This is a genomic window from Enterococcus sp. AZ128 (assembly GCF_051714485.1).
GTDB lineage: Bacteria > Bacillota > Bacilli > Lactobacillales > Enterococcaceae > Enterococcus_A.
Window position 1 is genome coordinate 1556102 of sequence record NZ_JBIORZ010000001.1, and the last position, 20093, is coordinate 1576194.

Annotated in this window: 19 protein-coding genes and 2 riboswitches; of the genes, 6 read left to right on the plus strand and 13 right to left on the minus strand. The window is 39.4% G+C overall.

Annotated features, from left to right (window positions below; all coding sequences use genetic code 11):
- Positions 1–91 precede the first annotated feature (91 nt).
- A riboswitch (cobalamin riboswitch) is annotated at positions 92–205 on the minus strand.
- 680 nt (positions 206–885) lie between these two features.
- From IGI38_RS07630 to IGI38_RS07645, 4 genes are all read left to right on the plus strand, one after another.
- On the plus strand, positions 886–1833 hold the full coding sequence (locus IGI38_RS07630; RefSeq protein WP_438725454.1) for an IS30 family transposase: 948 nt from the start codon (positions 886–888) through the stop codon (positions 1831–1833).
- 54 nt (positions 1834–1887) lie between these two features.
- Positions 1888–3399 carry an amino acid permease gene (locus IGI38_RS07635; RefSeq protein WP_438728490.1) on the plus strand — a complete coding sequence of 504 codons (1512 nt, stop codon included), beginning with the start codon at positions 1888–1890 and terminating at the stop codon, positions 3397–3399.
- A gap of 27 nt (positions 3400–3426) precedes the next feature.
- Positions 3427–3882, plus strand: coding sequence for a precorrin-2 dehydrogenase/sirohydrochlorin ferrochelatase family protein (locus IGI38_RS07640; protein WP_438728492.1), 456 nt, complete (start codon positions 3427–3429; stop codon positions 3880–3882).
- A gap of 85 nt (positions 3883–3967) precedes the next feature.
- Positions 3968–4915, plus strand: coding sequence for an IS30 family transposase (locus IGI38_RS07645; protein ID WP_438725454.1), 948 nt, complete (start codon positions 3968–3970; stop codon positions 4913–4915).
- 78 nt (positions 4916–4993) lie between these two features.
- Here IGI38_RS07645 and IGI38_RS07650 read toward each other — a convergent pair whose 3' ends face one another.
- The 5 genes from IGI38_RS07650 to IGI38_RS07670 all read right to left on the minus strand — a co-directional run bounded on the left by IGI38_RS07650 (position 4994) and on the right by IGI38_RS07670 (position 10105).
- Positions 4994–5566, minus strand: coding sequence for a TetR/AcrR family transcriptional regulator (locus IGI38_RS07650; protein WP_438728494.1), 573 nt, complete (start codon positions 5564–5566; stop codon positions 4994–4996).
- Positions 5567–5577: 11 nt separating this feature from the next.
- Positions 5578–6078 carry an acetolactate synthase small subunit gene (ilvN, locus tag IGI38_RS07655; protein ID WP_438728496.1) on the minus strand — a complete coding sequence of 167 codons (501 nt, stop codon included), beginning with the start codon at positions 6076–6078 and terminating at the stop codon, positions 5578–5580.
- Complete coding sequence (gene ilvB / locus IGI38_RS07660; RefSeq protein ID WP_438728498.1) at positions 6065–7750, minus strand: biosynthetic-type acetolactate synthase large subunit; 1686 nt, start codon at positions 7748–7750, stop codon at positions 6065–6067. The genes ilvN and ilvB overlap by 14 nt, the downstream gene beginning before the upstream one ends.
- Positions 7751–8208: 458 nt before the next feature.
- A complete protein-coding gene (tenA, locus tag IGI38_RS07665) occupies positions 8209–8865 on the minus strand; it encodes a thiaminase II (RefSeq protein WP_438728500.1) in 657 nt (218 codons plus the stop codon).
- A 177-nt stretch (positions 8866–9042) separates the two neighbouring features.
- Positions 9043–9134, minus strand: a riboswitch (TPP riboswitch).
- 62 nt (positions 9135–9196) lie between these two features.
- Complete coding sequence (locus IGI38_RS07670; protein ID WP_438728502.1) at positions 9197–10105, minus strand: DUF2268 domain-containing protein; 909 nt, start codon at positions 10103–10105, stop codon at positions 9197–9199.
- Between the two features lie 142 nt (positions 10106–10247).
- Here IGI38_RS07670 and IGI38_RS07675 point away from each other — a divergent pair, with 142 nt between their 5' ends.
- Both IGI38_RS07675 and IGI38_RS07680 read left to right on the plus strand, forming a co-directional pair.
- Positions 10248–10976, plus strand: a complete 729-nt coding sequence (locus IGI38_RS07675; RefSeq protein ID WP_438728504.1) for a DUF2087 domain-containing protein — start codon at positions 10248–10250, stop codon at positions 10974–10976.
- A gap of 23 nt (positions 10977–10999) precedes the next feature.
- The gene (locus tag IGI38_RS07680; RefSeq protein ID WP_438728506.1) at positions 11000–11437 is read left to right on the plus strand and encodes a VOC family protein; all 438 of its coding nucleotides are present in this window, start codon (positions 11000–11002) and stop codon (positions 11435–11437) included.
- Between the two features lie 137 nt (positions 11438–11574).
- Here IGI38_RS07680 and IGI38_RS07685 read toward each other — a convergent pair whose 3' ends face one another.
- From IGI38_RS07685 to grdC, 8 genes are all read right to left on the minus strand, one after another.
- Positions 11575–11940, minus strand: a complete 366-nt coding sequence (locus IGI38_RS07685) for a YbaK/EbsC family protein (RefSeq protein WP_438728508.1) — start codon at positions 11938–11940, stop codon at positions 11575–11577.
- Between the two features lie 104 nt (positions 11941–12044).
- Positions 12045–12992 carry an IS30 family transposase gene (locus IGI38_RS07690; RefSeq protein ID WP_438728510.1) on the minus strand — a complete coding sequence of 316 codons (948 nt, stop codon included), beginning with the start codon at positions 12990–12992 and terminating at the stop codon, positions 12045–12047.
- A 214-nt stretch (positions 12993–13206) separates the two neighbouring features.
- Entirely contained in the window at positions 13207–14073 is an 867-nt protein-coding gene (locus IGI38_RS07695; protein ID WP_438728512.1) for an arginase family protein, read from the minus strand.
- 122 nt (positions 14074–14195) lie between these two features.
- On the minus strand, positions 14196–14414 hold the full coding sequence (locus IGI38_RS07700; protein WP_438728514.1) for a hypothetical protein: 219 nt from the start codon (positions 14412–14414) through the stop codon (positions 14196–14198).
- Positions 14395–14670: a hypothetical protein gene (locus tag IGI38_RS07705; protein ID WP_438728516.1), complete on the minus strand. Its 276-nt coding sequence runs from the start codon at positions 14668–14670 to the stop codon at positions 14395–14397. The genes IGI38_RS07700 and IGI38_RS07705 overlap by 20 nt, the downstream gene beginning before the upstream one ends.
- Positions 14671–14926: 256 nt before the next feature.
- Positions 14927–17197: an ATP-binding cassette domain-containing protein gene (locus tag IGI38_RS07710; RefSeq protein ID WP_438728518.1), complete on the minus strand. Its 2271-nt coding sequence runs from the start codon at positions 17195–17197 to the stop codon at positions 14927–14929.
- 182 nt (positions 17198–17379) lie between these two features.
- Entirely contained in the window at positions 17380–18537 is a 1158-nt protein-coding gene (gene grdD / locus IGI38_RS07715) for a glycine/sarcosine/betaine reductase complex component C subunit alpha (RefSeq protein ID WP_438728520.1), read from the minus strand.
- A gap of 10 nt (positions 18538–18547) precedes the next feature.
- Entirely contained in the window at positions 18548–20083 is a 1536-nt protein-coding gene (grdC, locus tag IGI38_RS07720) for a glycine/sarcosine/betaine reductase complex component C subunit beta (RefSeq protein ID WP_438728522.1), read from the minus strand.
- Positions 20084–20093 lie beyond the last annotated feature (10 nt).

The following is a 20093-nucleotide window of genomic DNA, read 5'->3' on the forward strand; positions in this document are numbered from 1 at the left end:
GGTCTCGCCGCGTTTCTTATTTGTCCAAATACTTCAAATAAACAGTTAGCAAAATAATCTTCCCAATCCAATTATTTTTAATTCCTGCGCAAGGTATCCTGACTTTGCATCTATTTACTATCTCGCCTTCCCGAAAAGTGGCTTGTGAGAGTTCATCCGCATATACAGTAGAAAGGGGCTGTTGAGGATTTTCACCTCATTCCCTTGATCAGTTATTAATTATTCAATTTTCTTTATTATAGCAAACGTTCCTCTTCAATCTTGGCTTTTTTCAATAACTCAGCCACTTTGTGCTATTTAAAAAAAGTAAGAGCAAAATATTACTATATTTAAATCTGATTGACGATTTAAATAAATGATAGTCGAAATATGTAGCAGCTTAATGGGATCAAGAAATCGATACTTCAACTTAATGATTTGGAAAATACCCAAGAAATCTGAACTCATTCAATGTTCTCGCTTCTTCTCACAAAAAGACATAAAGAGGTCGTACAGAATTCTGCTTTGCTGGCTGCTTGTTCGCCCTATACAAAAGAGCAGCTACGTATTTTCAAATTCATCTAATCAAGCAAGCGTGTTTTCTTGAATTCTAATTTAGCAATCATGCAAACACCATTCAATCGCTAAACTTCAGCCAAATTTTGTTATTTCGAATCTAAAACAAAGCAAGATATTGTTATTATTTCGTATTCGATTTTGAAATCATTGATTTATCAATCTTTCCTTTCGCTTTTATGGATCTTTTTTTTAATGAAGCAATTCATTTAAATCAAAAATCATCTTGTCTTTTTATATGCTGAATTGTAATATTAATCGCAACAAAGAACCCATCAAAAATTTCTAGTAAAATGAGTTTAGGATAACAAACTACTAGGAGTGATTTTGATGGGTTCACACAAAAAGCTTACACGAGATAATCGAAAATGTATAGAGACGATGATTTATGATGCCAAGAGTATTCAAGAAATAGCGGACAGAATTGGTGTTAGCCGAACAACGATTGATCGTGAGTTGAAACGAGTACCCGAAGATTTGATCTATAATGCCGACAATGCGCAATTAGATGCGGAAATGAAGCGCAGTGCCTGTGGTGCGAAGTCCAAATGGACTTCTGAATTCGCTTATCAGATTGAATGTGATCTTGAAGACAGCTGGTCCCCTGAACAAATTGCGAATGATCGTCAAATAGTTTCATTCAAAACCATTTACAATTGGCTCTATGCCGGTATTCTTAATGTGTCTAAACAGTGTCTGAGACATAAAGGCAGAAGACAAGAAAAACAAGAAGAGGCACGAGGCAAAATGACTGTAGGGCATACCATTGATGAACGCCCAGCTTCTGTGTCAACTCGAGAAGAATTTGGACATTGGGAGTTGGACACAGTTGTTTCTAGCAGAGGGGAAAGCAAAGCCTGCGAAGCAACGTTTATTGAACGGAAAACACGCTTTTATTGGGCGATCTCAATGAGGGATCGTACCGCGAAGTCAATGGCACAAGCGATTAAAGCTTTTGTGCAAGACCTAGGGAGTCACAAGGCATTTTTAAGCTTTACGGTCGACCGTGGGAAAGAGTTTTCTTGCTGGAAAGAAATTGAGAAAGATTTAGACGTACCTATGTATTTTTGTGATCCATACTCCCCATGGCAACGCGGATCTAACGAAAATGGGAATGGTTTATTTAGAGAATTCTTCCCTAAGGGAACTGATTTTTCAAAGGTACCCCCTACGGAGAAACAGGAAGCATTACGCAAGATAAATATGCGTCCTAAAAAAACATTGAACTGGAAAAATTGTTGGGAAGTCTTTCAAGAAGAAATGTTGCAATTAATTTGACAATTCAGCATATAAAAGAAAATAAGATGAAGAAAAGACTTTAAGGAGCGGACAATGACTAAAAAGCAATCTTCACAAAATTTGATTTTGATCATTACAACCACCGTGTATTCATTCTCTAGTATGATCTCAGCTTTTTTTATGTTGGGAAGTCAATCACTTATTTGGTTTTTCATAAGTGCGCTCTTTTATTTTATCCCCTATGCACTGATCGTGGCGCAATATACCAAAAAATACGCGCATCGTTCAGGAGCAATCTATGACTGGTTAAAAGAGTCACTCTCACCCAAAGCGGCCTTCACAACTGTTTTTTTATGGTATAGCAGCTACTTTATTTGGATGATCAGCTTATTTATGAAAATTCTTATTCCGATCTCAATTATATTCTTTGGAAGAGATATAACTGCGATAATGAATTGGTTCGGTGTTTCTTCTCAAGTTTGGTTGGCGTTATTTTCTATCGTAGCAGTCATTTTTATTACTTGGATGAATAAGCGGGGCTTCCAAGTTATTTTCAGATTTTTGCATATTAGCGGTTACGCTATGGTCGGTTTATTAATACTTTCTTTATCTAGTAATTTGATTTTGATTTTCAAAAATCCTGAGCAAGTCTTAGTAAATATCAATCATAGTCTGACTGTGCCAAGCTTCTTTCAAGAATCATCGAGCCGCCTTCTGTCACAATTGCCCTTCTTTATTTTTTCTATCACCGCGTTTGGCGGCTTAGATACGATTGCCAGTTTAGCCGACAAAACCAAGAAGAGCCGCAGCAGATTTCCGCGAGCTGTAATCATCAGCTCCTTCATAGTGTTATTTTTATATATTAGTGGCATCATCATTTGGAGTTGTTCGAATAACATTGTTAGCTTGCGCGAGACAACTTCTCTCCATCTAGGAAATCTAATGTATGGTGTCATGGAACAATTAGCTAAAACATTAGCTGTTAGTTTCAATCTTTCTATTAATCATACACATTTATTAACTCAGATTTTTATTCGCTACACTGCCCTGACCATGGCCTTGGCCTATTTGAGTCTCCTTAGCTCAATAAGTTATGGGCCACTAAAAAGTTTGATCAAGAGTACCCCTAAAGACTTCTGGCCAAAATTCTCAGCCTTGAATAAGAATCAAATGCCTGAAAATGCACTCTGGATTCAAGCACTGCTTATCTCTATATTTATTGGTCTGCTCTCATTTAGCAATACTTTTTTATCCGATCTGTTCAACCAATTGACCTATATGACAAATGTTTCACGAGCAATTCCTTATTTTATCGTCGCGGCTAGTTTCCCTTTCTCTTTAAGAAAAAGAATTATCCAGCAAGAGTCATTGATCATCAAGAATAATTACCTAAATTATTTTCTTTCCATAAGTGTTTGTGTGTGTATTTTTGTCGCGATTGCTTTTCAAATTTATGAACCATTGAAATTAGGCAATTACCTGAATTTTTCAACCTTGCTTTTAGGCCCAGTATTCTTTGGTGTTCTTTCACACTTCATTTATTTTCGCTTCGAGCAAAAAAAAGCTGTAGTGAATCTTACCAAGCGGAACAACGACAATCCATAAGAAATCAAACATTAAGGAGATATACCTATGTACCCAATCTTAATCGATATTCAGCAGCTATCGGTCTTGGTGATCGGGGGCGGTAAAATAGCGACTCGAAAAGTTTGTGGTTTGATTGAAGCAGGTGCAAAACCAACTGTTATCGCACCAAATTTTTCTGACACTTTACAAACAGCAAAGAGAAATGGAACAGTTTTGTTGCGTGAGCGTTCTTTTCAATATGGCGACACGACCGGTTTTCAGGTAATTTTTATTTGTACAAATAATCCAGCTGTCAACCAAGCTGTTTTGAATGAGACGACCCCACGACAACTCGTAAATGATACTACCAACCAAAATAATAGCAATTTCTTCAATATGGCATTAATCAAAGAGAAAGATTTTGGGATTGCTTTAACTACTAACGGTGAGAATCCACGAAAAACCAAACGGTTAAAAGAAAAAATCCAGGCACTTTTGAAAGGAATTTCTTTGGAATGCTGAATTGTAATATTAATCGCAACAAAGAACCCATCAAAAATTTCTAGTAAAATGAGTTTAGGATAACAAACTACTAGGAGTGATTTTGATGGGTTCACACAAAAAGCTTACACGAGATAATCGAAAATGTATAGAGACGATGATTTATGATGCCAAGAGTATTCAAGAAATAGCGGACAGAATTGGTGTTAGCCGAACAACGATTGATCGTGAGTTGAAACGAGTACCCGAAGATTTGATCTATAATGCCGACAATGCGCAATTAGATGCGGAAATGAAGCGCAGTGCCTGTGGTGCGAAGTCCAAATGGACTTCTGAATTCGCTTATCAGATTGAATGTGATCTTGAAGACAGCTGGTCCCCTGAACAAATTGCGAATGATCGTCAAATAGTTTCATTCAAAACCATTTACAATTGGCTCTATGCCGGTATTCTTAATGTGTCTAAACAGTGTCTGAGACATAAAGGCAGAAGACAAGAAAAACAAGAAGAGGCACGAGGCAAAATGACTGTAGGGCATACCATTGATGAACGCCCAGCTTCTGTGTCAACTCGAGAAGAATTTGGACATTGGGAGTTGGACACAGTTGTTTCTAGCAGAGGGGAAAGCAAAGCCTGCGAAGCAACGTTTATTGAACGGAAAACACGCTTTTATTGGGCGATCTCAATGAGGGATCGTACCGCGAAGTCAATGGCACAAGCGATTAAAGCTTTTGTGCAAGACCTAGGGAGTCACAAGGCATTTTTAAGCTTTACGGTCGACCGTGGGAAAGAGTTTTCTTGCTGGAAAGAAATTGAGAAAGATTTAGACGTACCTATGTATTTTTGTGATCCATACTCCCCATGGCAACGCGGATCTAACGAAAATGGGAATGGTTTATTTAGAGAATTCTTCCCTAAGGGAACTGATTTTTCAAAGGTACCCCCTACGGAGAAACAGGAAGCATTACGCAAGATAAATATGCGTCCTAAAAAAACATTGAACTGGAAAAATTGTTGGGAAGTCTTTCAAGAAGAAATGTTGCAATTAATTTGACAATTCAGCGAATAAAAAACGCCTGAATACAGGCTGTCCAAACATTTGGCCAGCGTATTCAAGCGTTTTTTTTCTTACTCAAGTGAATCCATTGATAAATTGATCAATCGCATGAGAAATGAAGATTTCCGCTTCACTTTCATACTGGTCACTACTAGAATAGGCGTGCAAGAAGGCGAAACCTATCATACTGGAGAAAATAGTCTCTGCGCTTCTTTTCGGATCATGGATTTCGACTTGCTTCTTTGACTTCATCTCGATCAAATAATCTGCCAATGTCTGAATATAGGCTGTCGGGATTTTCTCGATATAAGGCATTGTTTCTTGATAGATTTCTTGTGCTCTAAGCCCCAATGAGAAACGGACAATCTCTGGCGTTACTTGCTGGAGGTACGTTTCCATTATCAAACGAAGGTCACTGGCTAGATCCCATTGAAATTGATCATAGATATCTTTATTCACAGAAGGAATCCATTCGGCCTCTCTTAATGTTGCCAGTAGTAAGTCTTTTTTACTGCCAAATTGTCGAAACAGCGTCACTTCGTTTACTCGCGCTTCTTTCGCGACATCTTTTGTTGTCATGTCACTATAGCCTTTTTCAACGATCAATTTTTTTGTAGCAGCCATGATATTGCTTCGAGTATGCTTCATACAGATTTTCTTTACTCCTTCGTTAGACTTGCGATCGCCACACTTCCTCCCCGAATCACTTCAATATCTTTAGAAATGGATTGTTGGAGATCGTCAAGCAATTGGTTATTTTGATCGTCATTATTGACGCACTCAATCAATACTTGATCGAGCGATTGATCAATAATAGTAAATCTGTTCATCTGAGCCAAGTTATCTAGCTCATTTTCGATATTTTCATGATAAGGAAGCTTAACGTACATCAGCTCTTTAGCATGAATTGGGCTATCAGTGTAATCAATAACCTGAATCACTTCGATCATATTACTTAACTGATGTTTTACTTGTTTAAAGGTTCGCTCATCGCTAAATAGGCTGATGGTCATCCGCGAAATATCTTTCGACTCTGTTTCTCCAACCGTCAAGCTATTTAAATTATACAATTTTCCGGAGAATAATCCAGAGACTCTCGCCAATACTCCTACTTCATTCTCAACGTAGACGCTTAACCATTTCTGTTTAGTTGTCTTCATAAATGATCATCTCCCTTAAACCTTGACCTGGTGCAACGATCGGCAGAACTTTTTGCTCTGTCTTAAGCATAAACTCCAAAATAAACGGCTGATCCTTCACTTCTCTGGCACGGATAAAGGCGTTATCAAGCTCCTCTTCTTTAGTGATCCTCACACCGTCTGCTCCATAGCTACGAGCTAAAGCAATGAAGTCTGGTACATAGGACAGACTGTCTTTCTTCAACTTCGTGTAAGAATAGCGTTTGTCATAAAACATTTCTTGCCATTGACGAACATTGCCGAGACTCCCATTGTTGAAAATACAAATAATAATCGGAATTTTTTCTAACATGACTGTTGCAAGTTCCTGAAGGTTCATCTGAAAACCGCCATCACCAGTAATTGTTAGGACATCCTTTTCCGGATTTCCTAATTTTGCGCCAATTGATGCAGGAAAACCAAAGCCCATTGTTCCTAATCCGCCTGAAGTCAGCAGTTGTCTTTCTTTTGTGACTTCAAGAAATTGGGTTGTCCATAGCTGGTTCTGTCCAACATCTGTTACTACAATCGTATTTGAGAAATATTCATTAATCTTGTTAATGATCTTTTCTGGAGTTAGCCCTGCTTCTTTCATGTGAACAGGCAGAGATTCGTCCTTTTTCTTGATTTCTTGCAGCCACGCTTCATAACTGGTCGAGTGAAGAAAGCTAGTGATTTTTGGCAATAGCTCTTTGATATCTCCTACTAATCCAATTTGCGCGTCAACATTCTTATCAATGATTGCCGGATCAATATCTAGGTGAATCAGCTTTGTAGAAGGACAAAATGTTTTGGCATTTCCGGTCACGCGATCGTTTAAGCGCGTCCCCAACGCGAAAAGAACATCGCTGGTTATAAGCGCCTGATTCGCCGCGTAACTACCGTGAATTCCTACGTTACCAATATAATTTGGATGATTACTAGGCAAAGCCCCTTTTCCCATGATCGTACTAATAACTGGCAGATTGTAGTTTTCAATAAAGTCCGCTATTTCTTTATACGCTTTTCCACGATGAACGCCGCCTCCAAGCAGTAAGACAGGTTTTTTAGCTTCCTTGAGCAGTTCAGCGACCGTCTCCAATTTTTCTACTGATACAGTTTGTTTTTTCTGACCACCACGTATTGTTACTTCTGTAGGATAGGTTCCTGAACCAAGCTCCTGTTGAATATTTTTCGGAATATCAACCACCACTACTCCTGGTTTACCAGATTGCGCGATAACAAATGCCTTTTTCAAAATCCTTCCTAAATTCTCTCGTTTCCTGACTGTTACAGCATATTTTGCAATTGAACGACAGATTCCCACCATGTCAACTTCTTGAAAAGCGTCCTTTCCAATCAGATGAGTCGAAACCTGTCCCGTTATACAAACTAAGGGCGAGGAATCGTAACCCGCAGTAGCGATTCCTGTTACCAAATTTGTCGCTCCCGGTCCACTAGTGACCATACAAACACCCACTTTTCTAGTTGATCGCGCATAACCATCTGCAGCATGAATCAATCCTTGTTCATGTCTCGGTAAAATAACACGAAACTCTTCTCTCTGATAAAGCGCGTCAAACAAATCAATCGCCTGTCCTCCTGGATAAGCAAAACAAACCTCAACCTTTTCATCGATTAATGCCTTAACAACCAACTCAGCTCCCGAAATCATTTTACATACCTCCTAATAATGCAAGTGTTAACTTGCATTTTACAGATAAACCACACCCGTTGTCAATTGTTTCCTAAGAAAGGCTTCGCGAACTCGCTCAGCTTTTGAGCACCAGGTAGGTACTGTTCCACATCAGCTCTGCAAGCAGTCGCTGTGTCTCAGCAATAAGACCAAAATATTTCTAAATTGCCAAGAAACACAGGGATCGAAGAGAACTGATGTTGATTGGTACCTCCTCGGTGCTTCTCAAATTTCGAAATATTTTTGCTTATTGCCGATATGCTAGTTCTGTTTAATGGAATTTAGCAGTAACTGTATGCGTAGCTTGCGTAGAAAAGCTAGTCCGTGAAGCCGGACATGGATAAATCTACTGTATAGCGATTTATTCATGTGAAAATTTTATACTTTCCTTATAGGGTCAAAAAAAGACCGTCCACTTCCGAACGATCTCATATAAATCACCATTTTTCTAAAGTAACAGCCATTTCCCAAAAGTCATATTCCATTTTACTGCTGATCACGAAGGATTCGATCATTTGTTGCTGCTCTTGTCTTGGACTTTCTTGGTATAAACGATCTAAAAGCGCGCATTCCTTCTTAATACCTTCCACAGCGGCTTCACCAGCATACGTTTCGATCCAGCGCTGATACAAAGGATTGGGAGAGCCCGCCTCAATCAAACGAACACCGATTTCTTGATAAAGCCAAGCACAGGGCAGCATTCCCGCAAAGGCCGTGTTTGGCGTGCCGTCAATCAGCTGTCGATACATATGAGAAACATAATGATACGCTGTGGGAGCAATCGGCGTATTAAGAATCTCACGATCAGAGATCTTTAATTCTGAAAAGAACTCCTCGCGAATCGCCATTTCACCTAGCCTAAGATTTTCCGCATTTTCTTGTAATTGCTCTTGAACCTTTCGATCATTTGTTTGTTCTGCGATTAGATTATAGAGTTTGCAAAAGTGTTCAAGGTAATAACGATCCTGAAGTAAGTAATAACGAAAAATTTCTGAGTCTAGATTTCCAGCTGCCAACGTTGTGATAAACGGATGCTCAAAACTACCCTCCCAAAAAGAGGCTGCTTCTTGACGGGCAATTGTTGTAAAAGTCATTCTTTTTTTCTCCTTTGTTCTTCATTTTTTATACTCCTGCTTGATACTAATCATTCAATAACACCGAATCACAACATAAAAAACCTCCTTTATTCTCATAAGAATGAAAAGGAGGCTCGATGCTTAAAACTCGCAGACAGAAGAAAACCCGACCGCAAAAAAACGGTCGGGTGCAAAATTCTAAACATCACACATTCCCTGCGCCAGTCCTAACTGTTTCAGGTTCAATGGGTATAATCTCAGCTTCAAAAGCACCCCTAGTGTCATTCAATTACTAAAAGTATAGCATACTCTTTTTAGAAAAACGATTACCATTTAAATCTTCTAGCTTTTAATCAAAAATTCTTGATTCCTGAACAAGAATTCGACTTGGTGTCAAAGTCGCTTCAGCTATTGTCTTTCCGGCATTTTTTAGATAATCCTTTACAAGCTGATAGCCAACCGTGTAGCCAGCGTTTCTTGAGAGTCCCACGGGTTGATACCCTTGCTCACGGGCGACCTCATCCCCGTACATATAAGCAGAAACCTGATCAAAGCCACGAGCATCGCGTCCATCCTTCATTACCTCGATTGTATGGTCCAACTCTTCCTGATCGTATTCTTGTACCCAAGGACCACGATGTTCGATGCCATAAAGTGTTTCGGCAAAAACTTCCGCTAAGCCTTCGATCACTAAATAATCTTCGACACTTACATCTCCATGATTAAAAGGCTCATACGTAAAACGAATATTATGATTAAACTCATGGGCCAAAGCAGATTTTAAACGCGTGCGATTGAACTCATTTGGTACAACGATTAATAGAATATACCCAGGTATCCCGCCAAATCCGCTATACCCTTCACTTGCCATCAAGACACTGTTTTCCGGATCACCAAGCAAGATATTTACATTAAACTCTTCGACCGGTATTTGATAGCCAATGTCAGTGAAAAGCTGTGCACTTTCCTCTATAACTTGACGACATTCCCCGAAAATATTCGTGTCTTTTAAAGGTTCTACCTTAGTTTCAATCAGCTCGCTGCTTTTTCGCGGGGTCCAGATTCCCATCATCTCTGATGCCATTAACACATCATAGCCTCCGGGAGTTTTTGGCATAAGCGGTACACTTAGATATCGCCACATTTCCTCAAATGGTTGCATGATCTCATAGCGAAAGGTATTTTCATCTTTTTGATCCAGCAGATGCGCTTCATAATAGGACAGCGAATCAATTACCTTTACGTTAAACTCATTCATTATGATGACCTCCTTACTCTTATCATAATCGTTGACGTTACGTGAAGGTCAAGCACTTATCCCAACAAAACCTAAACACACATCGCAATCTAATTTGCAAACAAAAATATAATATGTTAGCATTTAATTAGGAGGAGATCTTATGAAGAGTGAATTAACCGTCAATGAAATAAAAAAAGGCTATTCAAAAGAAGGAGCGTTCCTTTTTCAATGCTTGTATTGTGATCAGACCTTTGATGATCGCTTTGTCTATCCGATCAATGAAACCAACAGCCAGTTAGCCCGCGCTGAAGGAGCGATGATTTATCATATAAAACACGAACACCACGGACCTTTTGACGCATTGCTATCTCTTGATAAAAATCAAACGGGTCTAAGCGATACACAGAAAAAGTTTCTGACTCTATTTAATAAAGGGATTGATGATCAGGAAATAGCTGAACAGCTGAACATTACGACTTCTGCCGTAAGGAATCATCGCTTCAAATTTAAGGAAAAGAAACGGCAGGCAAAAATATTGTTAGCTTTGCTGGAATCCATTGAAGAAAAAGAACAGGGAGATTTTATAGCGAACTCCATCATTGATTCTGATGAACGTTTTGTGTCCACAGAAAAGGAAAGAGAGAAAGTTTTTAAAACTTTTCTCGATGACAATGGAAAAGTAAATCAAATTCCAAAAAAAGAAAAAAAGCGAATTATTCTTATTCAAAAACTCGCGGAGAATTTTACTTCAGACAAGCAATATACGGAAAAAGAAATCAATGAGATCATTTCGATGATGTTCGATGATTATGTCACGATTAGACGCTATCTCATAGAATATGGAATATTAGGTCGAACAGTTGATGGTAAGACTTATTGGAAACTATAGCCTTTTTGAAGGGAGCCTTAATGATGGTACTACCTATGAAAGTGGATCATTTACAAGTTACGGTGAGAGATGTTGGTACAGTTGAAACATTTTACAATGGGTTGATGGAGGCCTTAGGCTTTGATTTAAATAAAAAAATCAAGGTTTATTTAGAAGAATTGGATATGACTGTCATCGAATATCTCGATAAATCTTATGACTTTGGTATCTGTTCCTCCCTCAAAGAGTATCAAGAGGAAACAATTCATCGAAGAAAACCAGGAGCGGTCCATCATATCGCCTTCCGAGCTTCTTCTAGAAATGAAGTCGATCGGATCTATCAAAGGGTACTTGAGCTTAGTGCTGAAATTTTAGATGAACCACAAATATTTCCGCAGCATGGACCGAACTATTATGCCCTCTTTTTTAACGATCCAGATGGAATCAAATATGAGATCGTGAATAACGATGATCATTTTTAAGAAAAAAGTTAGCGAATTCACGCTGACTTAAACTGTAGACAAGTTACCTCTTCTTATTTTCATTCCTTGAGTAAAGAAACAAGCATCCGATATTAAATCATACTGACTTGTAGCCATAGTTTATTTTACCTGTTTCACTACACTTTTGTAATTTTAACTTGATTGCCATGTTCTTTGATGATAGTAATCAGATTGTTTGTTTTTAACCAAACTGTTGCTGTATTGTCATTTGGATGAACACCAATTAGCTCTGGCTCTTGCGAAAATGCTTCGTCAATAATAAATTGCACTTTACATTCGGTATCATTTAAAATTCCAAAAGGTGTCACTGCTCCAGGAATTAGTTGCATTACTTCCATCAAATCATTTTCTGATGCAAAAGATAACGGGCGTGTATTGTTATTTTTTCTAAACTCTTTTAGATCAGCTCTCTTATCCCCCTTAACTGTGATAAGATAATAAGCCCTCTTTTTGTCATCATGGACAAATAAATTTTTTTGCATCAGCTTCTGGATAAGGCACGTCAATTTGAGCAAGCTCATTCATATTATATACCGCTTTGTGTTCTGTAATCTCATGCCAAATATTTTTTTCATTTGCTGAATTGTCAAATTAATTGCAACATTTCTTCTTGAAAGACTTCCCAACAATTTTTCCAGTTCAATGTTTTTTTAGGACGCATATTTATCTTGCGTAATGCTTCCTGTTTCTCCGTAGGGGTTACCTTTGAAAAATCAGTTCCCTTAGGGAAGAATTCTCTAAATAAACCATTCCCATTTTCGTTAGATCCGCGTTGCCATGGGGAGTATGGATCACAAAAATACATAGGTACGTCTAAATCTTTCTCAATTTCTTTCCAGCAAGAAAACTCTTTCCCACGGTCGACCGTAAAGCTTAAAAATGCCTTGTGACTCCCTAGGTCTTGCACAAAAGCTTTAATCGCTTGTGCCATTGACTTCGCGGTACGATCCCTCATTGAGATCGCCCAATAAAAGCGTGTTTTCCGTTCAATAAACGTTGCTTCGCAGGCTTTACTTTCCCCTCTGCTAGAAACAACTGTGTCCAACTCCCAATGTCCAAATTCTTCTCGAGTTGACACAGAAGCTGGGCGTTCATCAATGGTATGCCCTACAGTCATTTTGCCTCGTGCCTCTTCTTGTTTTTCTTGTCTTCTGCCTTTATGTCTCAGACACTGTTTAGACACATTAAGAATACCGGCATAGAGCCAATTGTAAATGGTTTTGAATGAAACTATTTGACGATCATTCGCAATTTGTTCAGGGGACCAGCTGTCTTCAAGATCACATTCAATCTGATAAGCGAATTCAGAAGTCCATTTGGACTTCGCACCACAGGCACTGCGCTTCATTTCCGCATCTAATTGCGCATTGTCGGCATTATAGATCAAATCTTCGGGTACTCGTTTCAACTCACGATCAATCGTTGTTCGGCTAACACCAATTCTGTCCGCTATTTCTTGAATACTCTTGGCATCATAAATCATCGTCTCTATACATTTTCGATTATCTCGTGTAAGCTTTTTGTGTGAACCCATCAAAATCACTCCTAGTAGTTTGTTATCCTAAACTCATTTTACTAGAAATTTTTGATGGGTTCTTTGTTGCGATTAATATTACAATTCAGCATTTAAATAATCATATATTTCCTGCTTGTTCATATGTTTACCTCGCTTTTCATTCATTTTGCCAAAACTTCAAAAAATAAAACATTGTAAAATAATACAATGCTCAATAATATTGCTGACTTTTTCATTCCCTAAAGATCGCTACATCCTCAAGGACTCTTCGCAAATTGATCGCATCCCACGGTAAATGTTCACCGATACTAAACCCTACGATCTCAACTCTTTCAGAGACATCTTTAATGATTCGTGCAATTTGTTCGAGTGTCAGCGTTCCCACCGGGGCAGGGAATTTTTCTACATCCAAATATGGTTTACCAGGATTGATGGATCGGTAATCCAGAGGAGAAAGTACATCTAAATCAAAATGGATCGCAAGGTGCTTCAATTGATTTTGAGTCATCCAATCAATTATTGAGTGACTATCTTCGATCAGCTTATCTGGTGTGAGATAATTCATCTTCAAATCATCGACTTGATGATCGCACGGACGCAACTCTTCGTATTTTAAGCCAGCGAGCATAATCTGCTCTACTGTAAAGGGATGGCGAGTTTCTTTCGCAAACTGTGGTACACCGTGCCCTAAAAGATTTCCCAATACATGCATATGGCCTTTTTGACTGTCTTTGATTGTTGACATATCCGAATGAGCATCTAACCAAAGAATCCCCAGTGAATTAGGATATTTTCCATGTAAATAATCAAAAGGCGCTTGAGATATAGAGCAATCCCCGCCTAAAGTTATGACTTTTTCAGGTTGCTTTTCCATCAGAACCCTCGAAGCCTCAGATAACTGTTTTAACAGGCCTTTTCCGCCAATCACACCGTTTTCGATCAGTAACTCTTGTGATGTATCCTCATCGACAGTGATTTGAATTGTCTCAGCTGTATTGCTTTGCGGAACAATATGCCTCAATAATTCAGAACCAAAAACATAATATGGATTATTCCCACCTTGCCATTGGGGAAATACCAATCGCAGCGTTTTGCTCATAAAAATTGCCTCCTTCAAAATTGAACTTCTTCAAGCCGTCACTTGATATGGAACCCTTTTCTTTAAGTATACAAGCCTTCTGTTGTGGGAAGCAATTGATATTGAAAAAAAAAGAATTGGGACTAGCAATCAAGTCCCAATTCCTCATGTACATACAAAGACATTTCTTCATTTTTATCAATCAAGTTATAGAAGTATTTAAGCTGATCCTCTCCTCTGACCGCAACGAATGCTTCGGGCAAGTCCATACATTTTTGAATGGCGAAAATCCAGATGTCTGCAATAAATTCATCACACATCTTTTGATGAATAAGGCTTAAATTAAAAGTATTCACTGGCATATTCTTCCACCTCCTGTCTTTCTTGCTCTGACCGAAAGACGATGACTAATCCTTTAGAATCCGCCGATAATACCATTTCTATTCCTGTCACTTTACTGCTGTGTTCCAAGACATAATAATATAACTGGTCTACACTCCAGCCTTTTGCGGCTAGAGTAACCATTTCTAAACATAATTTATCTACTTTTGATTCTACTTCTGGTGTTGCATACACCATCATGGGTGCATAGCAACAGATATTTTTCAGTCTATCCATCACGATCATCCCCTCTTAAGTATAACAAAAAAAGGCTTTCAAAAAGCGATAAAATCCCTCCAACATCTTTTAAAAAATGAAAGAATATTCACTAAGCCTACTCCCCGTTGAACTTATAGCTTTTAAATAATAATTAATCTAAATTATTTTTATTAATATTTTCTCATGTTTATAAACTGTGAACGGTTTTAGCGAAGAGTACGCTTCCAGCAGTCACTAATGACAAAAACTGCTAAACTAAAAACCTCCTGCTAACTTAGCAGGAGATCGAGTTTTTAATCATTTCATTACTTTTTTTCAAATATTCACCTGTGATCGTTCCGCTTTCCAATAATTCTTCAGGGACACCGCTAAAGACCACGTTCCCACCATTCACACCGCCATCTGGACCGATATCAATGATCCAATCGGCTTGCTTAATAATTTCACTGTGGTGTTCAATGATAATCAATGTATTACCATTATCTACCATCCGCTGAAACAGCCCATTTAATTTTTTTATGTCGGATAGATGTAAGCCGGTCGTTGGTTCGTCTAAAACAAACACCGATTCATTTTGTGTGATTGCTTTGGTCAGTTTTAACCGCTGGCGTTCTCCTCCAGAAAGAGTGACTAAGTTCCGACCAATTGGTAAATAAGTTAAACCTGTATCAATCATTGCTTGTAATTTCTCGAATAATTTTCTACTGCCAAGCCCCTCATAGAAATCTTGCAGTTCTTTAGGTGTCATGTCCAGCACGTCTAAAATTGTACAGCCTCTTAAGCGGTAGCTTAGTGCTTCATTGGAAAAACGATTCCCCCCACAAGCTTCACATTCATTCACGATGGGGTCCATGAAGACCAACTCAACCATTATCTCCCCTTTCCCATGACACGTCGGACAAGCTCCGGTTGAGTTAAAGCTGAACATACCGGCTGGAACATTGTTGGCCTTAGCGAAGGTGCGACGAATTTCATCGTAAATCCCTAAATAAGTGGCTGGTGTGGCACGACTTGTCGCTTTGATAGGTGCCTGATTGATGATGGCTATTTCATTAGGAAATTGTTCTGGTAGGACTTTTGTAATTAGTGTGGATTTTCCTGAACCAGCCACACCAGTAATGACGGTCAACACTTGCTTTGGAATAGCCACTGTCACATTTTTTAAATTGTGTAAATTCGCCTCTCGGATCGTCATTTTTTCCTGCCAGCTACGAGGATGACTGTTGATCGGCAGTGTCTGACAAATTTCTTTTCCGGTTAAACTGTCTGAATGAAGCAGAGCCGGATAACTTCCTCGAAAAATAATTTCCCCGCCCTGTTTCCCGGCTAAGGGACCAATATCAATGACTTCATCGGCAATCGCAATAACATCGGGGTCATGTTCTACAACAAATACCGTATTCTCCTTATCCCGTAGATCCTGTAATAACCGATTGATACGCGAAACATCTCGTGCGTGCATTCCTGTACTTGGCTCATCAAAGATATAAAACATCCCATTCAAAGCACTTCCCATATGCTTTACCAATTTTACTCGTTGTGCTTCTCCGCCAGACAAGGTTGGTGTCTTTCGATCTAACTGTAAGTAATCCAAGCCAATATCGATCAATCGCTGAACTTGTCGCTTAATCTCATTGATAACTTCCTTCACTTCAGGATAGTATAATTGATTTAGAAACTGTAGTAGTTGATTCATGTCCATCCGAACACAGTCTGCGATTGAGCACTCATTGATTTTTACAGATAAAGTCTCCTGATTCAAACGGCGTCCTTCACAATCTGGACAGGGGGCTTCATACAACAATTCTTTTAATTTTTCCTCATACATTTTGCTGCGCTCGGAAAGGTCTCGTTTCAAAATGACCCGCTCATAATTTCGACAGATTCCTTCTAATTTTGGATTGACTGGTGTCGAATCCTTTTCCGGATGCCCGTAAATTAATTGATTCCATTGAGCCGTCGTTAATTCCTTCAATGGTTGATCATTATCAAAAAAATCTGCCGCTGCATATTGTTTCCAGTACCAATTTCCAACCGCGTATCTGGTATCATTAACCGCACCTTGATTCCAAGATTTTTCCCGATCAATCAGTTTTTTTAGATTGATCTGGTTTACACGGCCTAGTCCAGAGCACTTCTGACACATCCCTTGAGGATGATTAAATGAAAACTGACTTGCTGATCCGATATGGGGCTGACCTACTCGCGAGTATAACAAACGTAGTAGTGAATAGGTTTCAGTGATCGTACCAACTGTAGAGCGTTGATTCCCGCCTAAAGGAGTTTGATCAATTACGACCGCTGGATTTAGATTTTCGATTCGTTCAGCTTTTGGTTTGAGGAACTTAGGCATCCTGTTCCGTACGAAGGCGGAATAATTCGCATTCATTTGCCGCTGTGCCTCTGCAGCGATTGTATCAAAAACTAAACTAGACTTTCCTGAACCTGACACCCCTGTAAATACAATCAGCTGGTTCTTTTTGATCTCTAATGAGAGATTCTGCAAATTATTTTGTGTAAGACCAATTAATCTTAATGGTTTCATCTGTTTCCCTCCTTACCCATTTAGTCTAAAGTCTTCCGCAACTGGAGAGTCAAGGAGAGTTTAACATTTTTTTATTTAGGATCATTCACTCTTTTTTTGATGATCGCTTAGAAGGTAAGACTTCTTTTTCTTGTTTGCTTAAACAGTCAAAAAACCAGCCCATTCGCTGAGCTGGTTTCTTTTTATAAATAGTTGGCTTTTTTCAATTCATTTTGTGCAGTTGCTAAATTCTTTTCATTGACTAAAACGATTGGTCCGGTACAGCCCATCCCGCTCTCTGCATAAATCTCTACTTCCCACAGGACTTTGATCGCATCATCTAATTCCATGATCTCGATTCCTGTGATCTCACTCGTAACAATTTCCTTAGCGGGCGGTTCGATCTCTTTTACTTCTGCTGTAGGTACTGCTGTTAAATCAGCACAAATTTGTTTCAAACCAGCTTGATCAGCCTTTTGATATTCATTCTGACTGATTTTCCCTAGTTTACCTTGGGCTAGTTGGTAAGCATATTCCAAAGCATTGGCGATCACAGGTGCTCCGCTTGCTCGTGAAATAATACAGATATTGCGATCATAATTTCGTCCGATACCAGGACCATAACCTGCACCTAATGTTTCATAATTCCCGCCGCTTGAATAGGCCGAGAAAAGTTTCATCAAAAGGTTGCCAGTCAGACTATCACATACCACGACATCAACACTGCCTAACAATAGATCATTGCCTCGCAGCACTTTTCCGCCGTCTTCTCGTTGACTTGTACCAAATGTCAGGTCATAACCATTTTCTTGCAGTGCAATCAATGAACGTTCTACCGTTTTAGCCCCTTCGACATTCAAAATCCCGACCGTCGGCTGTTTGATTCCGCAAGCTTTTGCTGCAACGATTCCATTGATCGCATTCAGTACCATCGCTTCATTGCGAACGCCGCTGGTTGTTCCAGTCGTTGTCGCTAAGAACAGTTCTCGGCCTAAAGCTGGTGTAAGTACTTTCCCAACCGTTGAAACACCGATCGGAAAATTATAATGCAAAGTCACACAGCCTTTTATTTCACCGCTGTCAAGCAGCTCTTCCATAATCTCAGCAGACTCTTTTTGACAATTCGTAGTCGAATAGTGATCAAAATCCTTAGCCCACTCCACATCGCTGCCGATCAGAACCAAATCAAACAGATCTTTTTGTTTGATTGCATATGCTGCTGCCTTCATGACTTCTGTTCCTAGTTCACTGCCATCGATAGTTAAACCAATTTTGATCCTTGATTCCATTCGACCGGTCTCTAAACTAGTGGCCAAATCCTCAAAAACTTTTTTGACTGTTTGTTTTACTTGATCAGACATTGCTCCACCTCTATTCTACTGAAAGATTGGCAGCAAAACTTCTTAATGCCTGTGCCACTTCTCGTTTAACCAGTTCTTCTAGATCTTCTTGGTTTTCCTCAGAAACTTTTCCGCTATTGCGTTCAATCAAGATCGACACGCCATCGAATAAATTCGTCATTCGTCCCAAGAATAATGATCCCTTACCAACGATCATGGCGCGATTTTTATCACCAGTGACTAAATCTTCTGCGGCGAACCCTAAATAAGGAATCCCACTAGGAATATGTCCTTGCGTCGGTGCCCAGCCAACCAATGATTTTTCGTTGACAAAAGCCATCAAGTCTTTTTTCTCGATATCTTTACGTAAAACACCGATCGCTCCGATCATCTTTAAATTAGCCAGTGGCACATCTCCTGCTCCAGCCGGTTTAGTGATATCCGGATTTTGCATCTCCACCGAATAGACATCAACATCCTTGATCGTCAATTGTGCTTTTTCTAAAATACTGCCGATCAAAGCCGTCGTTACAGCTTGCGGGCTAGAGCCGCTACCGACTTCATGTTTACCAGTCAAATCATGACGCAAGATCGGATGTATACCATCATTTTCGCCGATCAGCGCCGCAAAACCGCCTAGTACATCTTCTAATATCGGCAGGTTTTTACCGACGTGAGATTTTCCGTTCATACCTAATTTTGCTGTTGCTCCACCAGCCACAAGCACCACTTTTTTATGTGTTCCTGCCGCAACTAACGAAGCCGCCGTAATCAAAGCATGAGTCGGACCTGCGCAAAAACTGCGAATATCCGAACCTGTGGCATGTTCACAACCACATAACTCAGCGATAGATTTAGCGAAGTTACCGCCGCCCCGTTGATTCATGTCGCCGCAGGCTTCTTCACTACATTCGATCACATAATCAATTTCTTTTGGATCAAGCTGATAGTTGTCGATCAGTTGCCGTAAAGCCAGTACACCGCTGGCTTTCACTACTAGGTTTTCCAGCATCACATGTGCATTCAAGTTCACATCAATCTGATGCGCCGGACTAACACAACCAACTAATTTTCGATCGTAATACAATCCTTCTGCTGCATTTTCAGCCAGCTCGTTTTCGATCCACTCAAGCGGTTTTTCACTTTTGATCTTTTCTACATCCTCTTTAAAAAGCGGATGAGCTGCCAAAGCTGTTCGAACTTCTTCTGCAAATGCTTCTTCTAAATGCACCAATTCAAAAACATCAGCGATCTGTAATAAGCCGTAAAATTCTAATTCAGGCATGATTTCGCCGAACTTCCCTTCACGTTTGCCTTCAATTGGTTGATTGACCCACGGTTGGGGCAGTTCCTTCAACGTTTGATAATCCATGTTGCCAATAAACGTCTGATTCGGCGCATAATTCACTACCTCATCATAACTGCGGATATTGTCATAAAGATTCGCAAGATATGGACTGTCAGGCGTAGTGATTTTTTCGGTCGTTTGAGTTGTTCCATTATGCTCGATCATATCCGGTGTATGAACTAAAACATAACTTGCCCCTCTTAATGTCGAATAATTCATAAGCATCCCG